Source organism: Niallia circulans (assembly GCF_007273535.1).
GTDB lineage: Bacteria > Bacillota > Bacilli > Bacillales > Cytobacillaceae > Niallia > Niallia circulans_B.
Genome location: NZ_RIBP01000004.1, coordinates 3247102 through 3269170, shown reverse-complemented (window position 1 = coordinate 3269170; position 22069 = coordinate 3247102). Strand labels below are relative to the sequence as shown.

Annotated in this window: 21 protein-coding genes, 1 tRNA gene, 1 riboswitch and 1 other annotated feature; of the genes, 13 read left to right on the top strand and 9 right to left on the bottom strand. The window is 37.8% G+C overall.

The window, feature by feature from the left end; genetic code table 11:
• The first annotated feature begins 221 nt into the window (after window positions 1-221).
• Entirely contained in the window at window positions 222-662 is a 441-nt protein-coding gene (locus CEQ21_RS24160) for a cell wall hydrolase (protein WP_185766741.1), read from the top strand.
• Between the two features lie 138 nt (window positions 663-800).
• On the opposite strand, the gene CEQ21_RS24155 is transcribed toward CEQ21_RS24160, so the two are convergent.
• Entirely contained in the window at window positions 801-2006 is a 1206-nt protein-coding gene (locus tag CEQ21_RS24155) for an MFS transporter (RefSeq protein WP_185766740.1), read from the bottom strand.
• 61 nt (window positions 2007-2067) lie between these two features.
• Window positions 2068-2352 (bottom strand) — a binding site (T-box leader).
• A 176-nt stretch (window positions 2353-2528) separates the two neighbouring features.
• Window positions 2529-2723: a CsbD family protein gene (locus tag CEQ21_RS24150; RefSeq protein WP_185766739.1), complete on the bottom strand. Its 195-nt coding sequence runs from the start codon at window positions 2721-2723 to the stop codon at window positions 2529-2531.
• Between the two features lie 733 nt (window positions 2724-3456).
• Between CEQ21_RS24150 and CEQ21_RS24145 the strand changes: the two genes are divergently transcribed.
• Window positions 3457-3750, top strand: coding sequence for a hypothetical protein (locus tag CEQ21_RS24145; RefSeq protein ID WP_185766738.1), 294 nt, complete (start codon window positions 3457-3459; stop codon window positions 3748-3750).
• Between the two features lie 48 nt (window positions 3751-3798).
• On the opposite strand, the gene CEQ21_RS24140 is transcribed toward CEQ21_RS24145, so the two are convergent.
• Window positions 3799-4053 (bottom strand): hypothetical protein, encoded by a 255-nt coding sequence (locus CEQ21_RS24140; protein ID WP_235907327.1) that lies wholly within the window; start codon window positions 4051-4053, stop codon window positions 3799-3801.
• Window positions 4054-4315: 262 nt separating this feature from the next.
• Here CEQ21_RS24140 and CEQ21_RS24135 point away from each other — a divergent pair, with 262 nt between their 5' ends.
• The 4 genes from CEQ21_RS24135 to mngB all read left to right on the top strand — a co-directional run bounded on the left by CEQ21_RS24135 (window position 4316) and on the right by mngB (window position 10303).
• Window positions 4316-4861, top strand: coding sequence for a GNAT family N-acetyltransferase (locus tag CEQ21_RS24135; RefSeq protein WP_185766737.1), 546 nt, complete (start codon window positions 4316-4318; stop codon window positions 4859-4861).
• Window positions 4862-4896: 35 nt separating this feature from the next.
• Complete coding sequence (locus CEQ21_RS24130) at window positions 4897-5628, top strand: MurR/RpiR family transcriptional regulator (protein WP_185766736.1); 732 nt, start codon at window positions 4897-4899, stop codon at window positions 5626-5628.
• A 127-nt stretch (window positions 5629-5755) separates the two neighbouring features.
• On the top strand, window positions 5756-7693 hold the full coding sequence (gene mngA / locus CEQ21_RS24125) for a PTS 2-O-a-mannosyl-D-glycerate transporter subunit IIABC (RefSeq protein ID WP_213087351.1): 1938 nt from the start codon (window positions 5756-5758) through the stop codon (window positions 7691-7693).
• A gap of 12 nt (window positions 7694-7705) precedes the next feature.
• Window positions 7706-10303, top strand: a complete 2598-nt coding sequence (mngB, locus tag CEQ21_RS24120) for a mannosylglycerate hydrolase (protein WP_185766734.1) — start codon at window positions 7706-7708, stop codon at window positions 10301-10303.
• A 112-nt stretch (window positions 10304-10415) separates the two neighbouring features.
• Here mngB and CEQ21_RS24115 read toward each other — a convergent pair.
• Together CEQ21_RS24115 and sda are read right to left on the bottom strand one after the other, a co-directional pair.
• Window positions 10416-10503: transfer RNA gene (locus tag CEQ21_RS24115), tRNA-OTHER, on the bottom strand.
• A gap of 93 nt (window positions 10504-10596) precedes the next feature.
• Window positions 10597-10785 (bottom strand): sporulation histidine kinase inhibitor Sda, encoded by a 189-nt coding sequence (sda, locus tag CEQ21_RS24110; RefSeq protein WP_185766733.1) that lies wholly within the window; start codon window positions 10783-10785, stop codon window positions 10597-10599.
• Between the two features lie 461 nt (window positions 10786-11246).
• Here sda and CEQ21_RS24105 point away from each other — a divergent pair, with 461 nt between their 5' ends.
• Complete coding sequence (locus tag CEQ21_RS24105; protein ID WP_185766732.1) at window positions 11247-11447, top strand: hypothetical protein; 201 nt, start codon at window positions 11247-11249, stop codon at window positions 11445-11447.
• Between the two features lie 395 nt (window positions 11448-11842).
• Window positions 11843-11925, bottom strand: a riboswitch (cyclic di-GMP riboswitch).
• A gap of 129 nt (window positions 11926-12054) precedes the next feature.
• Here the strand turns inward: CEQ21_RS24105 and CEQ21_RS24100 are convergent.
• The 4 genes from CEQ21_RS24100 to CEQ21_RS24085 all read right to left on the bottom strand — a co-directional run bounded on the left by CEQ21_RS24100 (window position 12055) and on the right by CEQ21_RS24085 (window position 15035).
• Window positions 12055-12534: a hypothetical protein gene (locus CEQ21_RS24100; RefSeq protein WP_185766731.1), complete on the bottom strand. Its 480-nt coding sequence runs from the start codon at window positions 12532-12534 to the stop codon at window positions 12055-12057.
• A gap of 81 nt (window positions 12535-12615) precedes the next feature.
• Complete coding sequence (locus tag CEQ21_RS24095) at window positions 12616-13353, bottom strand: AAA family ATPase (protein WP_185766730.1); 738 nt, start codon at window positions 13351-13353, stop codon at window positions 12616-12618.
• A 68-nt stretch (window positions 13354-13421) separates the two neighbouring features.
• Window positions 13422-14687 (bottom strand): Y-family DNA polymerase, encoded by a 1266-nt coding sequence (locus CEQ21_RS24090; protein ID WP_185767407.1) that lies wholly within the window; start codon window positions 14685-14687, stop codon window positions 13422-13424.
• An 18-nt stretch (window positions 14688-14705) separates the two neighbouring features.
• The gene (locus CEQ21_RS24085) at window positions 14706-15035 is read right to left on the bottom strand and encodes a YolD-like family protein (RefSeq protein ID WP_185766729.1); all 330 of its coding nucleotides are present in this window, start codon (window positions 15033-15035) and stop codon (window positions 14706-14708) included.
• A 291-nt stretch (window positions 15036-15326) separates the two neighbouring features.
• On the opposite strand from CEQ21_RS24085, the gene CEQ21_RS24080 reads away from it, so the two are divergent.
• The 6 genes from CEQ21_RS24080 to CEQ21_RS24055 all read left to right on the top strand — a co-directional run bounded on the left by CEQ21_RS24080 (window position 15327) and on the right by CEQ21_RS24055 (window position 21952).
• Window positions 15327-15914, top strand: a complete 588-nt coding sequence (locus CEQ21_RS24080; protein ID WP_185766728.1) for a TetR/AcrR family transcriptional regulator — start codon at window positions 15327-15329, stop codon at window positions 15912-15914.
• Between the two features lie 558 nt (window positions 15915-16472).
• Entirely contained in the window at window positions 16473-18080 is a 1608-nt protein-coding gene (locus CEQ21_RS24075; protein WP_185766727.1) for a type 2 periplasmic-binding domain-containing protein, read from the top strand.
• 116 nt (window positions 18081-18196) lie between these two features.
• Window positions 18197-19120 carry an ABC transporter permease gene (locus tag CEQ21_RS24070; protein ID WP_185767406.1) on the top strand — a complete coding sequence of 308 codons (924 nt, stop codon included), beginning with the start codon at window positions 18197-18199 and terminating at the stop codon, window positions 19118-19120.
• A gap of 36 nt (window positions 19121-19156) precedes the next feature.
• Window positions 19157-20059 carry a carbohydrate ABC transporter permease gene (locus tag CEQ21_RS24065; protein WP_185766726.1) on the top strand — a complete coding sequence of 301 codons (903 nt, stop codon included), beginning with the start codon at window positions 19157-19159 and terminating at the stop codon, window positions 20057-20059.
• Window positions 20060-20310: 251 nt separating this feature from the next.
• Window positions 20311-21303 (top strand): LacI family DNA-binding transcriptional regulator, encoded by a 993-nt coding sequence (locus tag CEQ21_RS24060; RefSeq protein WP_185766725.1) that lies wholly within the window; start codon window positions 20311-20313, stop codon window positions 21301-21303.
• 28 nt (window positions 21304-21331) lie between these two features.
• A complete protein-coding gene (locus CEQ21_RS24055; protein ID WP_185766724.1) occupies window positions 21332-21952 on the top strand; it encodes a YesL family protein in 621 nt (206 codons plus the stop codon).
• Window positions 21953-22069 lie beyond the last annotated feature (117 nt).

The window sequence follows — 22069 nt, the reverse complement described above, 5'->3', positions numbered from 1 at the left end:
GAATTAATCTTTTTTTCGTTCAAGAATGTAGTATTCTGATTTCAAAATAATTTAAAGTATTCACTTAATTTATATATGGAAGCAAATAGTATCAAATGATTAATGCCTAACGAAGAATTTTTTATAGCTGAAGAGATAAAAAATAAGTATTTAATGGAAAATTTATAAACAAGGGCATATGGCCTAGCTTTTTTTTCATACAATATTATGGAGGTGGAAAAATGGCAAGAGTTGCATATAGAGATGCTGACATTGACTTAATGGCGAGAATGATGCGAGCAGAAGCTGAGGGTGAAGGAAACCAAGGGATGCTTTATGTTGGAAATGTAATTGTAAATCGTCTTGTAGCCGATTGTACAGACTTTAAAGACTTAAGAACCATCGAACAAGTCATTTTTCAAGTACAAGGGGGAAATTACTCGTTTGAAGCAGTACAAAAAGGCAATGTATTTTATCAAAGGGCAAGAGAGTCAGAAAGAAGATTAGCACTGCAAAATTTAAAATTTTGGAGAAATCATCCAGCGAAATTTGCTTTATGGTACTTTAATCCAAGTGGTGATTGTCCTCAAACATGGTACAATCAACCTTTTACTGGTCAATTTAAACAACATTGCTTTTATGAACCAGCAGCCGGAACCTGTGCAAGTGTTTATAGAGGATGAAGTTAATAAAAAGCAGAAAACATGCAATTTTACTTTGCATGTTTTCTGCTTTTTTACTTTAAACCTTTCTATAAGGAAGTTCTTCCTGTTTATGATAAAGAAAATTTTGGATTTAATTACAAGAAATTGGTTATATTCTCACACTAGTTCATAATAATGTCTTTTCGACTTAACAGCTACAATAAAAAGAATCATGAACCCCAACCCGAAGAAAGCAAGAGATCCAACGATATAGATAGAACGAATGTCAAACAGCTTTGTAGCTAAACCGATTGTCAGTGTGAATACTATTATGAACCCAGCTTCAAGCATTCCTAATATACTGGAGAACCTCCCCATAATATCAACGGGAACGTTGTTTTGATAGAAGGTTAAAAATCCGATATTGGCGAATGACAGGCAAAAAGTTAACATGAAGAAGCCGATTGATGCCCAAATAAAGTCAGTTGAAAACGCAAAAATGATGTAGCCGATAGGTGTAAAAAAAGCGCCAAATCCAATTAGAATATTTAGTTTTAATTTGTTGGCAAATAACGCATTTACTATGGAACCGGCAATAATTCCACCGCCTGCAATACTGACAAGGAATCCATAGGAGCTATTAGATAAGGATAATACTTCTGTTGCAAAGGCAGCCTCTAACGAATCCAATGCTGTCATAAACACTGTAAGCATACTAAACAAAATATATACAAGTGTTACATATATATTCGTTTTACTGAATGCAAATATGCTTTTCCAGTCGTTTAGAATTACTGTTAAATTGATCCTTTGTAAGACAATGTCCTTTCCCTTAATCTCTACATTCGGCAGAAGCAGAATGACAATGGCGGATATGATTAATGAAATAGAATTGATTTGGATCGCAAGGTTTGGTGTGCCAATAATAAACAGAACACCCGCAATAGAAGGCCCAAGTATAAACCCACAGGAGTTAATGAAATTTCTAAAAGCATTAAATTTTTGCCTATGTGTTTTTGAAACTAACTTGGTCATATACACCATGGAAGTTGGTTCAAAGATAGTGTTAGCTATATTAATGATAAAGACTACTATGTAAATCAGAAAAAGTGACTCAAAAAAAGATAATGTGAAGATAAATATTGCTCTAATGAAGTTAAGAAACATCATTAGCTTTCGTTTATTAAATCTGTCAATAAAAGTTCCTGACCAAAAGTTTGTACATAAGGTGGCGATAGGCAATAGTATATAAAGGATTGATACGGCCAATGGTGAGTTCGTCATATCTAGTATGAGTAAGTTTAAGGCAATTAAGTAAACCCATGCACCTATATTAGAAATTCCGATTCCAACTAACAATAAAAGGGGGTTTTTCCATTCCATTGTAGTGACTCCTCCTTATACGTTTTACAAACAAAATAAATCTCACCTCCAAGAAAAAATCCTTGAGGACGAGACTTCGTATATAGTAGAAGTTCGTGGTGCCACCCCAATTTATTTCTGTGTTACCACAGAAACCTTTTCGAGTACTGCAGAGCCAAATTAATTATGGATTGTCTATACTCTAACTCTTTAACGGGAGAATACCGGCATATAATCAATAGTAAAACGAAATATCCTATATGCTGCTCTAAGACTTGGTTCGGTGTGCCATTACATCCTCCCTTCTCAGCAACTGGAGTTCTCTGTTATGCTTTTGCACACTTACTCTTCTTTTCATCGCATTTATTATAGGAGATTATACAATATTTAACTGGGAAAAAATAGTGTTTTTAATATAATTATGGTTTTTAGAGATTATTAGTTAATATAAAGAGGTGTTTGGCGATTTCCTATTGAACGAAGTGAACACCCTAAAGAGATAGTCGCGAATAAAAAAATAGCTGCCAAACGGCAGCTATTTTTTTAATACTTATGGTCGGAATCTTCTTTGAATTTACCTGTTGTTTCCTGTAATTTACCCTTTGCTTTATCCTTTTTACCATCAGCTTGCATACTCTTATCGCCTTTTGCGTTGCCAATCTGGTCTTTCACTTCACCTTTTACTTTAGATACACCACTTTTTACTTTATCCGCAATACTGTGTTTGTTTTCTGCCATGATTATGCAACTCCTTTTAACTTGTTATATTAATATGTACCCTGTACATAATTGCGGTAAACGTTATTTTAATAGATTAAGCTAGAAGGGAGTTGCATTTAGTTTATTTGCGTATATATGTATCTAGTTCGGTGGAAAATGTAAAACTGAGGATAATAGAACAGATGCTTATAGTGCATGCATCTGTTATCAGCTTCAGTTTTAGGATTTTATCTTTTAAGTCCACTTTTTATTTGTAAATACATTAATAATATAGGTAATACCATTTAAAAAAATGAAAATCAACAGTTGTAAAAATCCATAAATGAAAACAATTAAAAATAAATCAAAGTAAGGTTCGCCAGGGGGAGAATCACTTGGTTTATTTACTAATAAAGCTTTTAAGATGTAAAAAATAACAGTGGAACAAAAAAATCCTACGTATACACTAACCCAGTGTTGATAAAAATCGACTTTCATTTTACTTAATTTTATTACGATATTTATAGGTAAAAAAATTAATACAGTGAAGCCAAGTTGAAAAGGCAAAATGGATAATTTGGTGTACATGAATAAAAGTTGGCTTAAACATATAATCACGGTATTAATTAAGATGATCTTCAGTGAATTTTCATTCATTAAGGACAATCTGCACATACCTCCTTAAAAGAAAAACTAGTGATTTTAACATTCCATATGGGGAAATATACATTTTTTTGATAAAATTACATATAAGAGGAGAGGGGATACGATTTTGAACGAAAAAAACACATCGAAAATAAATCCTTTAGTTTTAACCGTTGCTTTAATTATTGCTGCATTTCTAGTTCTTGTGCTGTCAAGAGTAATTCAAAACATAAACTTATGGGTAGTTATTGTCATTTACTTTTTGATTGATATTGGGTTTATTGTTGCGATGGTAATAGGAATAAGGACGAAAATTAAACCTGTTGTCATTATTAGTATTTTGGGAAATTCGGTTCTGTTTGTTTTCATGACGATTTTTGTTTTATTGCTTACATTAGCAATGGGGATATCTGAACCGTAAGCATACATATGAAAGAAGACAAAGAAAAGAAGAGGCCTAGGGTCTTTATTACTTCTTTGTCTTTTTTATGCAGCGATATAGGAGTATGAGGATGATGGTCATTAAGACGCTAAGGCGGATAGGGCCAGGAGTAAACTTTAATAGCCATATGCTAACCATTATTGTTGCTAATGTTAAATACTCTAAGTAGCGTTTTCTTTCTAGTTTCTTCTTATTTCCGATAACAATCATATATGCTATTGGTGGAACTAAAAAGCAAATGCTAAACAGTACCTTTTCCTTTAAATACCATGGAGTTGTCATTATTTTTCTACCATCCTATTCATAAGTATTTCCGCTTTTTACCCCGTGTGTCCATGCATTATTCAGGGCAGCAAGCAATTTTCCACCAACAAAACGAAGACGCCTAAAGTCATTTCTAACAGCTTGTTAATTTCAACATTACATTATTTGTAAAAATAAACAAGCTATTTTTAGGAAGTGAAACTGTCTTGTTTTTCTTCTATTTATATATAACTGAAAAAGTATTACACTAGAACAAACATGGAGTTTATGGAGGGGTTATATGCTTTCGGTGGAAATAAGAAGGCCGCAAGTTTCGGACAAGGAAGAACTTTTTGCTTTTTTTGATCTTGTTTTGGAAGATACATTTAGCATAAATGGTTTAGAGAAACTTACTGAAGATTATGAGCAGGAATGTAAGGAAAAGCGGGAGCATCTGTTAGCTGATTTTGCGAGCGGCGGGGTTGTGAGACATTTTTTAATTGCCGTGGATAGTCTGAGTGGAAACCTGCTTGGCTGCATTGCCTATGGACCAGCAAGCTCCCTTATTGTAAGGGAAACAAATGGGGTATTAGCCGGTTATATGGAGGTTGGTACTGCATTTGTTCATCCTCATTACCAGAATAAAGGGATTGGCACAATGCTTCTTAACGCCATTATCCGTACTTTGGAAACAGCAGAAATCCATCACTATTGTTTAGACAGCGGCTATAAAATTGCCCAAAAGATCTGGACGAAAAAACTCGGCGAACCTGACTATTTGTTAAAGGATTATTGGGGAGATGGCGCTCATCATATGATTTGGAACCGAAGCATAGAACAAGTGTAAACCGGTATTCTTAAGAATGGAGGGGTGATGGCTGGATGAACTTTGAAGAGCGTGTGCAAATGTTTGAATATAAGCTCAACGATACCGACGATCAAATTATTGAGTACATATTGCAGCATAAAAAGGACTTTACGACTGATTCCATTCAAACTTCTGCGAATGCGTTGTACACGGTTCCTAATACGATAACAAGGCTCTCCAAAAAGCTTGGCTATGAAAGCTTTTCACATCTGAAAAACAGTATGAGGGACGAACTGCAGGCAGGTGAATTATCTGTGCAGCACCATTCGCTTTCCTTTATCAAAAAAACATACGATCTGATTGACCGACCACTTTTAGAGAAAATAGTAAAGAAGCTTGGCTCAGCTAAAAACATCTTGTTTTATGGTGCCGGTGACTCTGCTGATTTTTGCGGGATGATGGTAAGAAATTTGAGAGTAGTCGGAAAAAGCTCTGATTATTTGAGTCATAGGCACGAAATTTACCATATGCTAAGTAGGATGACAAAACAAGATGTACTTCTATTAATAAGCCTGTCAGGTGAAACACCGCTTGTTTTGGAAATAGCTGAGTTTGCGAAGAAGAAAGGGATACAAACGGTATCACTCACCCATTTTAAACAAAACTCATTGCAGAAATTAGCTGATTATAACTTATATTGCTATTCTCCTAGAAGATTAAAAAATGGCTATAATATTACGGACAAAACACCGCTAATGATTGTATTGCAGGCATTGTCTGAGCATTACTGGGACACTTTCAAGTGAAAAATACACATATATCTATCATTCCAGTTTATTTTGTGTAAAAACAAGAAGATTAGTTTTAGCTTCTTGTTTTTTTGTTACGATAAAACCATAAATGAAAGCGATTACTATAAAGGAGGTTGCTAATGTGAACTTAAGAGCTTTAACATCCTTAAGCCTAATTACGACAGATACGCATTTTGAAACAAAGCATCAGGCTATTAAGTTTTTGGCGAGTCAGCTTAACAGCGAAGGTAAACTTTATTCCGAGCAAGCCTTTTTGCAGTCTGTGCTTGAGCGGGAGAAGCAGTCACCGACTGGCCTTGATGGAGGTATAGCCATTCCCCATGGGAAATCAACAGCTGTTAAAGAAGCAGCATTTGCAATTGCGACAGTTAAAACGCATATTGCCGATTGGGAAAGTGTTAATCCAGATAATGAGGTTAAGCTTGTTATTATGCTGGCGATACCGGAAGATCAAGCAGGCTCCACCCATTTAACCATTCTTTCCGAGTTTATGAAACGCTTATGCGAGGAGGATTATAAAAACCGCTTATTGACTGCAGCGAATGCAGAAGAATTATGGAGACAATTGGATAATACAAGTAAGGATAGTGGTATGGAAGCAGAGACAGGAAACAAAACAATACTTGCGGTAACAGCATGTCCTGCCGGAATGGCCCATACCTATATGGCTGCAGAAGCTTTAATGAAGGCAGGCAAAGCGCTCGGAGTGAACGTTTTGGTGGAAAAACAGGGAGCAAATGGGATAGAAGATAAGCATACATTAACACAGCTCCAACTTGCAGATGCCGTAATATTTGCGAATGATGTTGCCATTAAGGACGAACAGCGCTACAGTCACTTGCCCAAAGTAAAGACAAGTGTTGCTGCACCTATAAGAAACGCAGCTTCGCTCCTTAAACAGGCACTAGACGCAGCAGAAACATATCCGAAAAAATTAAATAATACTGTTCCGCGGCCAGAGGACGATGTTAATCACGAGCATAAGCCATTTAAGATGGAAGTCAAGGACTCCATCCTTACAGGTATTTCCAATATCATCCCTATCATTGTGGCAGGTGGCATGACATTGGCAGCAGCTGTGTTAATCTCACAAGCCTTCGGTCTTCAGGATGTATATGCAGAGGAAGGCTCCTGGCTTTGGCTGTTAAGGCAGCTAGGAGGCGGTATGCTTGGTCAGCTGATGATCCCTGTTTTATCTGCATACATGGCCTATTCCATTGCAGATAAACCAGGACTTGCGCCAGGCTTTGCGGCAGGAATAGCAGCTAATTTAATTGGCAGCGGCTTTCTTGGTGGCATGCTGGGCGGATTTATGGTAGGCTTTCTCCTCAAATTTTTCAAGCAAAACATAAAAACAAATGGAGTGCTTTCAGGCTTTGTTAGCTTTTGGGTGTATCCAGTTGCAGGAACACTAATTGTAGGAGCCATCATGCTGTTTTTGGTTGGCGAACCGTTAGCATGGCTTAATGATGGGCTTAACACATGGTTAGAAGATCTTTCTGGTGCTAATGCGATTATTTTAGGAGCGCTTATTGGGGCAATGGTTTCCTTTGACTTAGGTGGTCCTGTTAACAAAGCCGCCTACACATTCTGTATTGGCGCAATGGCGAGCGGCAATTTTATTCCGTATGCTGCTTTTGCATCCGTTAAAATGGTGTCTGCCTTTGCCGTAACAGCAGCTACCATCATTGGAAAACAATACTTTAACCAACAGGAACGTGAGGTTGGCAAACAGACATGGCTGTTAGGCTTAGCAGGTATTACAGAAGGAGCCATTCCGTTTATGATTAATGATCCTTTGCGTGTTATTCCATCGCTCATAGCAGGATCTGCCGTAACAGGGGCAATTGTCGCAAGTAGTCATATTGGATTAAATGTTCCTGGCGCCGGTATCTTTTCCTTAGCTTTACTGCAGGGAAAAACGATTTGGATAGCTGCATTTATATGGCTTGGCGCTGCATGTCTGGGGGCATGTATTTCAACCATTCTTTTAATTATAAGCAGAAAAAGAAAGATTCTGAGTGAGAAAAGCAATGCCATCGAAAATAAGGCGTGTTAATTGGAGGAACAGATGAAAAAAGTACATATTATACCGCATATGCACTGGGATCGAGAATGGTATTTTTCAACAGAGGAATCTCGTATCCTGCTTGTAAACAATATGGAAGAAATCTTTGAGGTGCTTGAGGGAAATCCGGATTATCCATGCTTCTTATTAGACGGGCAAACTGCTATACTCGAGGACTATCTGGCCGTTAAGCCGCAAGCAAAAGACAGAATAAAAAAGCTTGTCCAAACAGGCAAGCTATTAATTGGACCGTGGTATACACAAACAGATGAAATGATTGTTGGAGGAGAATCGATTGTACGTAATTTGTTATACGGAAGTAAGGATTGCGAAGCTTTTGGTGAGGCGATGAAAATCGGTTATTTGCCTGATTCCTTTGGGCAATCAGCGCAATTGCCGCAAATTTTAAATGGGTTTGATATTAAGCACTTTATTTTCTGGAGAGGTGCCTCTGAACGGCTTGGCACAGACAAGACTGAATTTTATTGGGAAAGTGATGAAGGCTCAAGAGTGCTTGTACAGCTTCTTCCACTAGGGTATGCCATTGGAAAATATTTACCGGAAGAGGAGGAAGCACTTCAAACGAGAATGAAAAAATATTTTCCTGTCTTAGATAAGGGCAGTACAAATGGCAATGTTATTTTGCCGAACGGCCATGATCAAATGCCTATTCAACAGAATATTTTCGAAGTTATGGAGACATTAAAAAGACTGTATCCTGACAGAGAATTTTTGTTAAGCAGCTATATGGACAGTTTTGCAGCTTTGTCTTCTTCGCTGCCGACTGTTCGAGGGGAAATGCTTGATGGCAAATACATGCGCGTCCATCGAAGTATATTTTCAAGCCGGATGGATATTAAAGCAGCAAACACGAGGATAGAAAATAAAATCGTTGATATTTTGGAACCTTTAGCAGCGATTGCTTATTCATTGGGATTTGAATACCATCATGGTTTAATTGAATTAATTTGGAAAGAAGTGCTCAAAAACCATGCCCATGACAGTATCGGCTGCTGCTGTTCAGATAAGGTTCATCAAGAAATAATGAATCGCTTTGTGCTTGCAGAGGAGAAGATCGACAGGCTGATTGATTTTTACAAACGGAAGATTTCAGATGCCATTGCGACAGACCGAAAAGAGGATATCGTGACAGCATTTAATTTGCTTTCCTATGAAAGAGTGGACACGATAAATGCTGTTGTTACAACAAAGCAAACAGCTTTTATTCTTGAAGATGCGAACGGGTCTGAAATTCCATTTGAGCTTGTTGAAAAAGTCCGCTTAGATCCTGGTTTGGTTGACCGGCAGCTCGTTCATTATGAGAATTATGAACCCTTTTGGCAATACCATATCCAGTTTAAGGCAGCTATTCCCGCAATGGGGTACAAGGCGTTTTTTATTGTACCGCAGGAGAATGAAATGGAAGCAGCCATTACGGAAAAGGACTGGATTGAAACCGACTATTATCACATAAAAGTTAATGCAAATGGAACATTAACGATTTTTGATAAGGAGATTGGGCTCAAGCTCGAAAATGTGTTGCTGCTTGAAACATCTGGCGATGACGGGGACGAATACGATTTTTCTCCCGTGTTAAATGAGGAGCCTAACATTCATAAGAATGCTAGTGCTTCGTTTGTAATTATGGAAAACAGCTATGAAGCGCAAATATATATAAAGGTCAAACTTCCTTTGCCAAAAGATTTACAGGATAGGGAAGATAACAGGAACAGTGTTATTTCAGAAATTAAGTGGAACATAACAATTCCTTTTGACAAGCCGATAATTAATGTGGCTGGTGCTATTCATAACAACGCAAAGGATTATCGATTACGCACTTACATTCCAAGTAAAATCGCAGCTGCTGTTTCTGTTTCTGATAATCAATTTGGTTCAATTAAAAGAAGTGTACTTGATCCAGCCATCCAGTACTGGGAGGAAGAAGGGTGGGATGAGCGTCCTGACGCTATTTATCCGATGCTGTCATACGTCAGCTTATGCAATGATTATTACACAGTGAGTACCTTAACAAACAGTATTCGTGAATATGAAATCGTAGGAGCAGAGTCTGATACTATTGCACTTACGTTGTTACGTAGTGTTGGCTATCTTGGGAAAGAGAATTTAGTGCGCAGGCCCGGCAGGCCATCTGGAATAAAGCTTTCTACTCCTGATTCTCAAATGATTGGTCAGCTTAATGTAGAGTTTGCTGTCTCTACAAAAAAAGGCGCACAAAACACAGGGAAACTAGCTAAAGAATATAGATCACGAATACAAACATATAATAAAATACCGTATAATGCGATGAAGTTAAACACAGCAGTGAAGCAAACGCCACTCAGCTTTAGTTTGCTTCAAGACACAAACAGCGCTAATGTGCTAAGTACATTAAAAAAGGCCGAAAAGGAAGAAGGCTTGATTTTACGTTTATACAATCCGACTGAAAAGGAGGTTGAATCTTCCTTTATCTTAAAGACAAAATATAAGGATATCTTTTTGTGTCAATTAAACGAAAATATTATTTGTCCTTTAGCAATGGACACAAATACAATATCTATTTGTATTAAGCCAAATCAAGTACAGACCATTTTAATAAAATAGGTCAGCAAAGATTTGTGAATTTCCCGGGCAATGGTAAAATATAGTATTAAAAAAACGCCTTTTTTAAAAAGAAGGCGTTTTTTATAAGATACTTCTACAAATAGAAGCAAATCGGACTTGGCGGGATTTGAACCCGCAAGATACACAAGCTGCTTCTCGGTTGGAACAACTCGGTTGCTCTATCTTTGAGCTACAAGTCCTAATAATAGTATGAGGAATTAACATATTTTTATTCTGCTTTTACAAAATATATCTTGTATAGATATTGAATCTAAAAATGCAATTGCATTTATTTATCTATCCTCTTTATTATGTTGATTATAGAGAATTTTTGTGTTTTTGTTAAAGACAATATGAATTAGCTTTCGTTTGGTTATTTCCTGTTTTAGCATTGTAATAAATTCCATGTCTAGATTTAAACGCTGTGCATGTCTATAGGCAAATAGCAAGGATTTATCACTAAGGAGTTTCAAGGAAGACATACTAACACCTCCTGTAGTATTGATACAATCCATTCTTTCCCTACTGCTTGTCTGCGTAAACATCATGTAACAAAATAGTGGGGAGTTTTGCAAAAAAAAAAGAGCTCAATAAAGGCTCGATACTTTTAAGGACGTTTTCTAAGCTTCCCGCAAGTTTTGCACTTGTCATTGTAATAATCAAATTTGTGGTACCTGCGAAAATAGCATATAAAAGATTTAATCATAGAAATCCTCCTCAAAAAGATTTTTGAGTATGTCTAGGTTTGTCTACTTTTATTGTAGCTTTAACTATAACAGAGAATAAGGTATATTTTTCCTGTCTTAATAAAATGTTTTTGGGTTTAAAGTACTAAAGTGTTTTATTTTGCTTCTGTTGAAAAAAAGGAAAAGAGCTGGATGTGTCGAATTAACTAAATTAGGAGGTGTTTACTATATTAAAAGAGAATTCTTTTATCAATGAAATGAAGGTATTAGCTAAAGCGCAATCTGAAGCGAAGGCTAAGTCCATTTTAATCATGAAACAGCTCCAACGTGATTCAGCAAATAAAAGCTTACACCAGGAATTAAACAAGCTGAGAATGAAAAGCTATGAATTGCACAATGAAGAAAGAGACTTACTTGTTAGCTTTAGAGAGTATATGAATGTTAATGGCATCCGCTAAGATGCTTTTTTTTTTTGAAAATAGAAGAAAGGGAGCTGATTTTTTCAGCTCCCTTTCTGGATTATCTGTATTACTATCTTTGCACTTTGTTAATGTGACATCCTTTTGCAGCTCGGACATGATATTTCGTGTTCTTGTTTGAATTCAATGCGTTTAAAATCTCGTTTTTCAAGCGTAGCATATGGGTTATACTTGGAACCGCACATGCAATATTGCCTATCCTTTACGATATGGCGAAGACTTGTTTTTTCATTCAAAACTGTTGGATAAAACATACTTTTCCTCTTTTCTAATTTATTAAGGCAAATTAGACAGGAAATGTGTCGTTTTTTATAGGCTTTTAGCGGCAGAGTTTTCTTAACCTCTCCATAACAAATAAAAGCCTCACATTCTTTATCTGCAACCCGGCTGCCATTGCTTTTGCTTTAGGCCCGTGGCTTTGCGTCTTTTACTTTCGTAAAATTTGCCCAAGTAAATTTTATATCATTATTCAAAAAATTGTCAAGGAATATCCCAGTTGGTTTATTGTAAAAATAGGTCTTTTTTATCGGTTTTTTCGTTTGTGTAATTTTTGTTTTTTTTTCGATATGGTAATAATGACTCATTTTTATGTTGGTGCATGCTTATCTGCTTTTGCCTCCAGACGGCAAATAAATCGATAATATTTAATTAAAATGATAAACAAAAATGGATCAAGCAAAATGGAGTACCAGATTCGCCACCACCCATAATGAAAATAGCCCCAAGGCTCTGGAATTAACGTCACTAGCTCGTAAAGGACAATCGCACACACCCATATGGCGATATATATTACTTTTGTTTTGCGCTTTTTTTTGAATGGATAATAATTCAGAAAAATAAGATTAACCGGCGGTACCAATAATAAAATCTGCGGGATTGCCAACAAGTCAATATCCTTGGAAAGATACCAATAGCCGTGGTATTTTAAATCGATATACACATCAAAAATAAGCTGAAGCACTACTGTAAATAACCATATATGCAAGATTTGGTTTCCAGTTAAACGCTTTATGGAAAAATAGGCAATTGTATTAAAAATAATAATGGCAGCTAGCAAACCGATCATACTTGACTCCTTGTAAATGAAGATATTCTTATCTTTTCCTATTCCGAGAAGAATATCCTTCATGGGTAATTTCAAGTATTTTTAATCATCTCTTAGCAGCTCATCCAACATTTTTTCCCGATGCTGCAAAAAATATTTCGTGAGTCGATAATTATCTGTTTGCTCGTACTGTATTTCAGTTATTTCGCCACCATCAAAGTTCAAAATGGAAGCATTCGGATAGCCTAACAGGATAGGGGAGTGTGTGGCAATGATAAACTGGCAATCCTCATATTCCGCCAAATCATGCAGGAGACGGATGAATGTTAATTGTCTTTGCGGAGAGAGGGCTGCTTCTGGTTCGTCCAGCAAATAAATCGCTTGCCCATTGAATCGATGCTGAAATAGGGATAAAAAGGATTCACCGTGTGATTGCTGCAGCAGTGATTTACCACCGTATGCCCGATAGTTTGATTTTGTGAATGGGTCCTTTTCCAGCTCATCCTGAAGTGTGGCAAAATGATAAAAGGATTCAGCGCGCAGAAAAAAACCGTTTGTAATTTTAGGCATCCAAGATAACCGAATATGGTTACCTAAATCAGACTGGGAGGAATGGACTTCGTAATAATTATTTTTTCCTCCTCCTGCCGTATGAAACCCGCATTTATCGGCAATAGCCTCAAGCAGTGTTGATTTCCCTGAACCGTTCTCGCCAATAAAGAACGTCACTTTATTTGTCAATTCTAGTTCCCGCAAGCCTTTAATGGCTGGAATGGAAAAGGGGTAGCTGTTTTGTTGCGGTATATCATCTTTAAGGAGGGTTATCTTTTTAAGAAACATGGAGATTCTCCTTTCGATTGCTTTTTCGTAATCTGTAAGTATATTCGATAAGAAAATTGGCAAATCCTTTATTTTTTATGGCCGCCAAGAAGCTTGGCGCGATGTCTAGCAGTGCCGCCAGAAGTGTACGAAACAGCACGAAGCAGGGAGGCGGAACCGTAACGGTTGCGGATGCCATCAACTACATAGCCAATTTTTCTTTTTTTCCAGCTATTTGTATCAAATAAATCGAGCTGAACCTCATCATCTCTTTCTAGTTTTCCTATAGACAAAGAGATTTGCCGAACTGTTTGCCCATGATAATTCTCGCGCATTAATTCGAGACAGACACGGTAAATATCCATCGTAATATTTGTTGGGTTCTCAATCGTTCTCGACCGATGGAAGCCGCCGCCGAATTCATCTTTGCTGTAGGAGAGGCCAAAGCTGATTGTTCTGCCTGCGTGATGATGGGCTCTAGCTCTTTTGGCAACCTCCTCGCACATTTCAAGGATGACTGATTTAATTTCCTTCTCGTCCTTATAATCGCGCAGCAGTATTTGGCTTTTTCCGTAGCTGATCTGCCCCTGTATAATTGGTGCACCGACTTCGGATAAGTCAATTCCCCATGCATGGTGATATAGCTGGTTGCCCATTATCCCGAATTTTTTCTCCAAAAGGGACAGGTCGTAGCGAGCAAGCTGGCCGACAGAAAATATTCCCATGCTGTGCAGTGTTTTTTCCACTTGTCGGCCGATTCCCCACATTTCCCGCAATGGAGAAAGGGGCCACAGCTTTGCGGGAATATCATCATACGACCAGCTTGCGATGCCGTTGGCTGTTTTTTTGGCAGCCAAGTCGAGGCACAGCTTTGCCATCAGCATGTTTGGACCAATGCCGATTGTGGAGGGTAAGCCGATGTCTAGAAGAATATCCCGTTGGATTTGGGCTGCTATTTCCTCTGGTGTGCCCCAAACCTTCTCAAGACCGCTCACATCAAGAAAACTTTCATCGACAGAATAGGTGTGGACGGCTGATGGGGGGACATACCGGAAGAACAGCTTGGTTATTTCTGTTGAGACACGGACAAACAAACCCATTTTCGGATTGTGAATGCTAATTCTCGGATCGTCTGGGATCTCAAAAAGCCTGGATCCTGTTTTAATTTTAAAATCACGCTTCATAGCGGGAGATGCTGCAAGGACAACACTGCCTGTTCGATCCGTATTGCCGACGACAGCAAGATGGCATGTGAGAGGGTCCAAGCCTTCATGGACGGCGATAATGCTTGCGTAAAAGCTTTTCATGTCTACACAAAGAATGGAACGGTCTGGAAATTGAGAATAGTCGAACATCATGCAGCACCTCCTTGTTTAGTCTTTTTGAATGTTTACTAAGCTGCGAAAAGGAATAGTATGTAGACTATCTTTAGTATCCTGTATGCGAATTTCCTGTTTCAGATGGTCAATATGCACAACATGGCCGCTGATACGGCGAATCTCACCGTTTTTAAACATTTCGCATTCAAGCACCCAGCCATATTCCATGCTTTCTAAAATGAGCAGTTCCATTTCACGAATTTGATCCTCATCCAGGATGGGCTGCGTTATTTTTTTGTCTTCCTTCAGTGCTTCTTTAATGCTGTGCACATGCTCTGGTAGCATCATTGCCGTCCACTTAATGGCCCCTCTGTCTCGTATCATGAAAATCATCTCCTTATAGTGTTTAATATATCAGAACAAACGTTCGTAATCAAGAAGGGTTCGAAAAAAAAGTCCTATTTGTAATATTAGGAAAGCGAAAAAAAACATGCGGACAATAGAAAAAGTGGCAAATAATTAAATTTTATGCATCCAAAGCAACCAAAAAGAAAACAAAAAAAGATGTGCGATTAGAAGGTTTACAACAACGAAGTGATGTTATCTATTTTACATAGTGTAAAACGTCAGATGCATGCTATAATATTTACCTATGGTCAATTAAAGGAGCCACCTATGTCACCGAGAAAAGCAGGAAGACAAGAATTAACAAGAGACAGCATTGTATATAAAGCAAGGGAATTATTCATAGAAAAAGGATATCAAGAACTTTCCATGCGCAGCATAGCTAAAGAGCTTGAGTGTAGTCATGGGGCAATTTATTATCATTTTAAAAATAAAGCAGCGCTCTTTCATGCTATTGTTGATGAAGGTTTTTTCGCATTAAATAAACGTATCGAAGAAATTTTGGGTGAAGAACAGGAGCAGGATAAACAAAAGCAGCAGCGACTGATGCTTTCGTTCCTGGAATTCGGGTTAAACAATCAAAGCCAATATGAGATGATGTTTATGCAGGGGAGAAAGGGAATGGGCGGTTTATCTCGTGAAGCTGCCAATCATTGCTACGAACAGTTTACAATCGCCATACAGACACACTCGAAGAGTCTTTTAAAAGCAAGTGCTATTATGTCTGCCTTTATATCACTGCATGGCTTTATTTCTCATTATCATGGCAGTGTAAAGGGCTATGAGGAAGTAAAAAACTCGGCAGAGGATCATGTTGAATTTATTATAAAAGGATTAGAGAACGAGGCGAAGTTTTAGCGCTTTAATGAGGACGCTAAAACTTTTTTTATTTTTAGGGACTTGTAGCTTACCACTTTAGCTTAAGCTGTCCCTATAATGCCTTTAAATAATTAAAATATCGCATGATTCGTTGATACAGGCGAATCTTCGACAGGAATGAAAATAGAAAAGAGCAATAATGTAAAAAAAACCTGCCTTTTTGCCAAAAACAGCGGAAATTTGAAGAGAGAGTCTTATTGACGAACCAAAAAGAAAGCGTTATCATTAACTTGCATTTAAACAATAAAAACCTTACCTACAACAAATGCTCATCTAGGAATTTTACTCAATTACTGCCTCTCCTTTTTTTAGTTTTTTTCGTGTACGTACACAGTTCCTTCACTATTATTTCATCCTTATTTTTTTAGAATAATGTAAACGCTATCACTATTTGTTGTATCTGCTGAACGCACATGGACTTTTTCGTGTACGTTCACAATTACATAAACTTTTAAAGCTATTTTCATAAAAGGAGGTAAAACATTAAGAAAGCGGTAGTTTTAGTGACGAAAAAATTTTCTATTGGGGGAAAACAAGATGAAAAGATTAGGTTATGGTTTTCTGGCAGCATCACTCGCCGCTCTTGTTTTAGCAGGCTGTTCAGACAAAGAGGAAAAGGCAGCCGTCACAAAGGATGGGAAGCCGCAGCTTACTGCACTTATAACAAAGCACCCATTAACACAGGATGTGAACAAAATTGAATGGCTCAAAGAGATAGAGGACCGGCTTGGGATTGATATTAAGTGGCAGGAAGTTTCGGCAGATTGGGATCAGAAGAAAGGGGCCTTGCTTGCTGGTGGTGATGTACCTGATTTAATTATTGGCCCTAATGCCATTACAGATGCAGATTATGTGCAATTTCCAGGCTTGTTTGAGGATTTGGCTGATGATGTGGATTCAAGCCTGCCAAATGTCAAGGCGATGTTTGATGCAAAGCCGGAAACAAAAGCAATTGCGACACAGCTTGACGGCCAAATATACGGGCTGCCTAAATATCAGAGATTTTGGCCTGGAACAGCTACAAGACAATTCATCAACCAAGACTGGCTTGATAATCTTGGCTTGAAAATGCCGACAAACTGGGATGAATTATATACAGTTCTTAAAGCATTCAAGGATGAGGATGCAAACGGAAACGGAGACAAAAATGACGAAATTCCAATGGACTTTTCACCAACTGGCACAATCGGCTTTGGCTTCTTCCAGCCAACCGTCCTGTTAGGAAGCTTTGGCATCACACTGACAGATGCGAGTGGTTCAGGCTACTATGTGGAGGATGGGCAGGTCAAAAACTTCCTAACAGATGATCGCTATAAAGAGCTTGTCGAGTTTCTGCATAAATGCTATGCAGAGGGCTTGATTAATAAAGAAGTATTTACACAGGACTACACGAAATACCAGTCATTAGCCAGAGGTGATAAAGACACAGCGAAGGTCGGCTATACATTTGGCTGGGAAGTGACAGACAGATTCGGCAATGAGGTGGCGCCACAATATGCTTCCATGGCACCACTGCAAGTAACAGCTGGAGATGATGTCCAAGTTTCATGGGATTATGACTATAATGGCTTAAACTATGGTGTCAATATGATTACATTATCTGCACAGTCCCAAAATAAAGAAGCTGCATTAGAATTCATCAATGAATTATATGATCCAAAGGTGAGCATGCAGGTGCTGTTTGGCTCCATCGGCACAAATATTGAAGAAAATGCAGATGGCAGCTACAAAGTATTGCCGCCAAAAGATGAAAACATGGATCCAGGAACATGGAAATGGACAACAACATGGGCCGATAACGGACCAATGTATGTAGCAGACGATTTGAAGCTAGAGCTTGGAACGGATATGCAGTCTGTCGGCAAACAAACAGAGCCACTGCAAGAAGCGTTAGATGCCATTGATGTGGAAAATGACGTTCTTCCGAGTATGTTCATTAAGTACAGCAAAGAAGACAATTCGAAGCTTAGCTTAAATAACACTAACTTAATGAACCTTGCCTTAGCGAAATACTCGCAATGGATTACTAAAGGCGGTGTTGATAAAGAGTGGGATGCTTATTTAGAGAATGCCGAAAAAACAGGCTTGCCGGAAAATATCAAAATCATGCAGAAATATTATGATGACTACAAAAAGAACCAATAAGTAACAACAAATGACGAAGGATGCCATTTAAGCATAATCCTAAAACGGCATCCTTTTAAAAGGGAGGTAGCTTTGTGGCCTTAATCAATCCTCAAGCAAAAAAAGCAGTCCCAGAGATGACAACGAAGCCTGCAAAAAAAAGAAATGTTTTACAAAGCTTGAAACGGGATTACCAATTATGGATTATGATCCTGCCAGCGATTGTTATTATTATCATCTTTAATTATATCCCGATGTATGGTGTGCAGTTAGCATTTAGAGAATATGACTTCACAAAGGGAATTACAGGCGGTGAGTGGGTTGGGCTTCATTACTTTAAGGAGTTCATTAACAGCTATATGTTTGCTGATTTAATGAAAAACACTGTGGTAATCAGCCTTGCGACCATTATACTTGGCTTCCCTGCACCAATCATTCTGGCAATAATCATAAATCAAGTCATTTGGAAGCGTTGGAAAAAAGCGATCCAAACGACCGTTTATTTGCCTCATTTCATTTCCTTAGTAGTTATGGTGGGCTTGCTTAATGTTCTTTTGTCGCCTAATTCAGGCGTTGTTGGGCATATTATGCATTCCTTCGGCTGGGATATAAACCTATTGGCGTCAGAGAAGGCATTTGTTCCTGTTTATGTGCTATCAGATATTTGGCAGCATGCAGGCTGGAACAGCATCATTTATTTAGCAGCATTAGCAAGTGTGGACCCGCAGCTCTATGATTCTGCAAAAATCGACGGTGCAAGCAGATGGCAAACGATTCGCTATGTTGACCTGCCGGCGATTGTGCCAACGATGATTATCCTATTTATTTTAAGTATGGGGAATATCCTTAATACCGGATTTGAAAAAATCTTTTTAATGCAAAATCCTCTTAATCTTCCAGTCTCTGAAGTCATCGCGACATATGTGTATAAAATCGGGATTATCTCAAATCAGTTCAGCTATTCTGCTGCCATCGGCCTTTTTAATACAATGATCAATTTCGTCTTCCTGATCGCAATGAATTATATAGCCAAAAGGTTTTCTAATATTAGCTTATGGTAGGCGATTATTTATGCCTGCAAAAGAAGGAGGGAAGTCATGAAGATTTTCAGCACAAAAGGTAAAACCAAAAGCGACATTGTTTTTGATACATTCATTTTCATATTATGTTTATTTATCTTCTTATTGGTCGCATACCCGTTATATTTTGTCGTCATCGCCTCTGTCAGTGATTCGACCTTAGTGTCAACAGGGCAAGTGACGCTGTATCCGAAAGGCTTCAGCTTGTTCGGCTATAAAGAGATATTTAATGATTCAAGAATATGGGTCGGCTATAAAAATACAATTATTTATACCGTATTAGGAACATTTGTTAATCTATTGCTTACGCTGCCGGCAGCGTATGTGCTTTCAAGGCAGGATTTTAAGGCAAGACGATTTTTAATGTTCATCTTTGTTGTTACAATGTTTTTTAATGGCGGACTTATCCCAACATACTTGTTAATGAAGGAGCTAAGCTTAATCAATAATATGTGGGTGTTCATTCTTCCGTTTTCTGTGAATGTATTTAACTTAATTATAACAAGAACCTTTTTTGAAAGCTCCTTGCCGAAAGAGCTGTTTGAGGCAGCACAAATGGACGGGTGTACACATTTTCAATTCTTCGGAAAAATTGCCTTGCCCTTATCAAAAGCAGTCATTTCTGTTGTCGGCTTATACTATTTAGTTGGACATTGGAATGATTTCTTCACCGGCTTGATTTATATCAGAGATTATAGCCTGCAGCCATTGCAAATTGTGCTAAGAGATATTCTTTTATCCAACCAAGTATTTGCCGAAGGTGCAGGTGCAGGTGGGGCTGCTGGCGGGTACGCACAGAAATATGCAGACCAAATCAAGTATGGAGTCATCATTGTTTCGACATTGCCGATCTTGATTATTTACCCATTCATTCAAAAATACTTTGAAAAAGGGGTTATGATAGGTTCTGTGAAAGGCTGATATTTTATCCTTGGATAGTTATAGAAAGAGTGATAGCAAGATTGAAATGTCCATTTCCACGAGCTAGTGTCAGCAGCAAAGTGCAACGATTAGCGTAAAGAACATTCCTATTATAGGAAGAAATGGAATAACATTATATGTATAATAGAATCATATAAATAAAACTATTTGCAAAGTTTCCAATTTTGCCAGCATTCCATCAGAGGATGCTGGCAAAAAAAGCTTGCAATAACAGCTAATATGGAGGCATTATGAGGGTCACTATCAAGGATATCGCAAAATATTGTGGGGTATCATCAGGCACGGTAGACCGTGCGCTGAACAATCGCCCTGGCATTAAAGAAAAAACAAAACAAAAGGTACTGCAGGCATCAAAGGATTTGAAATACCGTCCAGACTTTACAGCAAGGAGCTTAGTAAAAGGAAGAACGATGACACTTGGGATTGTGCTGTTTGATCTTTATAACCGTTCATATGCACAGCTTTTAACAGCAGTCGAGCTCAAAGCGAGGGAATACGGCTATTTTTTGTATATTGCTTTAACAGATAAGGATATGGAGAATGAAAAGCAATGCATTGAATATTTGGCAAATCATAAGGTGGATGGAATTATTCTTTTTTCCGTTAATAAAGGACATGAGTTTGAAGAATATCTCCACGGATTTTCGATTCCAATCATCACTATTTTCAATTTCCTGTCCGAAGATTGGGAATATGTTGGCATACCTGAAAGGGCTGCAATGAAAAATGGTGTCAGCCACATTATTGATAAGGGCTATAAGCAGTTCATCTACATATCGCCACCATTGAAGTATAAGGGCATAACGAATATTTACACACAGGAAGAAAGGCTCCAGGGCTTTTTAGAAGCATTAGCCTTTAACGATTTGAAAGAGGCAGAGATTATTAGGCATAATGATTATCTCGATTACTTGGAAAAGATAAACTTCCGGCAAAGAGAGCGGACGGCAATCATTTGTTCTTGTGATTTATATGCATTAGAAGTTATGCGCTTTTTGAAAACAAAAGGCTATACCATTCCTCTTGATGTAGGAATAATGGGCTTTGATAATATCGATGTATTGAAGTACGTTACCCCCGCTCTAACAACGATTGAATATCCTGTCGAGGCGATAGGGGATAAGGCGGTGGAAAGCCTTGTTCATAAAATCGAAAAGGGCAGTTACATAAACAACGAGAATACGGAGCTTTCATACAGATTTATTGCGGGAGAATCAATCTAAATTAAATGTAGGAAAGAGGCTGTTGCTAGTGAATATTATCGACAGTAAGTTTTATAATGTTATAGATAAACTTTCCAATCTCTTTATTCTGAATATTTTTTGGCTGCTGTCATGCCTGCCTCTTTTTACAATTGCACCAGCAACCAGTGCGATGTACAGTGTGATCAGGCAATGGAAAATCAACGGAGATACAAGTGTTGTCCGCAACTATTTTCATTATTTCAAAGAAAATTTCAGGCAGAGCATAGCAATCGGTGCTATTATGGCAGTTTTGCTTGCTGTGCTGTTTTTTAACTATTTTTATTTAAATCAAGATCAATCACTGATGAAAATAGTGATGACGGTGCCTGTTTTATTGGTCAGTGTCCTCTTTTTGACCACTTTATTTTATATTTTTCCGATGATCGCCCATTATAAATTGCCAACAAAGACGGCTTTCAAAAATTCTCTGCTCCTTTCCATGATGAATATTCATATAACTGTAGTAATTCTTGCGGTATTCGGAATGGTGAGTGTTGTGCTTTTTTATATGCCATTTACAGGCATCATTATTTTCAGCACTGCTGCTTGGCTGCATTATAGTTTATGTCATAAAGTGTTTGCGAGAATGGATGAAGCAAAGCAGTCGATTATCATAGAAGGTCCATGAGGGAGAACAGCTTCTCCCTTTTTATTTTGGTAAATTCTTTAGATGAGCAAATAAGTTTGTTTCAGTTACGCTTATTGTTACTATAATAGAGAATCTACTGTAAGAAAGGACTTTTGA

Bases quoted from the DNA above. Each gene is read 5' to 3' on its own strand.
- CEQ21_RS24160 (WP_185766741.1), top strand. From the start codon at position 222: ATGGCAAGAGTTGCATATAGAGATGCTGACATTGACTTAATGGCGAGA.
- CEQ21_RS24155 (WP_185766740.1), bottom strand. From the start codon at position 2,006: ATGGAATGGAAAAACCCCCTTTTATTGTTAGTTGGAATCGGAATTTCT.
- CEQ21_RS24150 (WP_185766739.1), bottom strand. From the start codon at position 2,723: ATGGCAGAAAACAAACACAGTATTGCGGATAAAGTAAAAAGTGGTGTA.
- CEQ21_RS24140 (WP_235907327.1), bottom strand. From the start codon at position 4,053: ATGACAACTCCATGGTATTTAAAGGAAAAGGTACTGTTTAGCATTTGC.
- CEQ21_RS24135 (WP_185766737.1), top strand. From the start codon at position 4,316: ATGCTTTCGGTGGAAATAAGAAGGCCGCAAGTTTCGGACAAGGAAGAA.
- CEQ21_RS24130 (WP_185766736.1), top strand. From the start codon at position 4,897: ATGAACTTTGAAGAGCGTGTGCAAATGTTTGAATATAAGCTCAACGAT.
- mngB (WP_185766734.1), top strand. From the start codon at position 7,706: ATGAAAAAAGTACATATTATACCGCATATGCACTGGGATCGAGAATGG.
- sda (WP_185766733.1), bottom strand. From the start codon at position 10,785: ATGTCTTCCTTGAAACTCCTTAGTGATAAATCCTTGCTATTTGCCTAT.
- CEQ21_RS24105 (WP_185766732.1), top strand. From the start codon at position 11,247: ATGAAGGTATTAGCTAAAGCGCAATCTGAAGCGAAGGCTAAGTCCATT.
- CEQ21_RS24100 (WP_185766731.1), bottom strand. From the start codon at position 12,534: ATGATCGGTTTGCTAGCTGCCATTATTATTTTTAATACAATTGCCTAT.
- CEQ21_RS24095 (WP_185766730.1), bottom strand. From the start codon at position 13,353: ATGTTTCTTAAAAAGATAACCCTCCTTAAAGATGATATACCGCAACAA.
- CEQ21_RS24090 (WP_185767407.1), bottom strand. From the start codon at position 14,687: ATGTTCGACTATTCTCAATTTCCAGACCGTTCCATTCTTTGTGTAGAC.
- CEQ21_RS24085 (WP_185766729.1), bottom strand. From the start codon at position 15,035: ATGATACGAGACAGAGGGGCCATTAAGTGGACGGCAATGATGCTACCA.
- CEQ21_RS24080 (WP_185766728.1), top strand. From the start codon at position 15,327: ATGTCACCGAGAAAAGCAGGAAGACAAGAATTAACAAGAGACAGCATT.
- CEQ21_RS24075 (WP_185766727.1), top strand. From the start codon at position 16,473: ATGAAAAGATTAGGTTATGGTTTTCTGGCAGCATCACTCGCCGCTCTT.
- CEQ21_RS24070 (WP_185767406.1), top strand. From the start codon at position 18,197: ATGACAACGAAGCCTGCAAAAAAAAGAAATGTTTTACAAAGCTTGAAA.
- CEQ21_RS24065 (WP_185766726.1), top strand. From the start codon at position 19,157: ATGAAGATTTTCAGCACAAAAGGTAAAACCAAAAGCGACATTGTTTTT.
- CEQ21_RS24060 (WP_185766725.1), top strand. From the start codon at position 20,311: ATGAGGGTCACTATCAAGGATATCGCAAAATATTGTGGGGTATCATCA.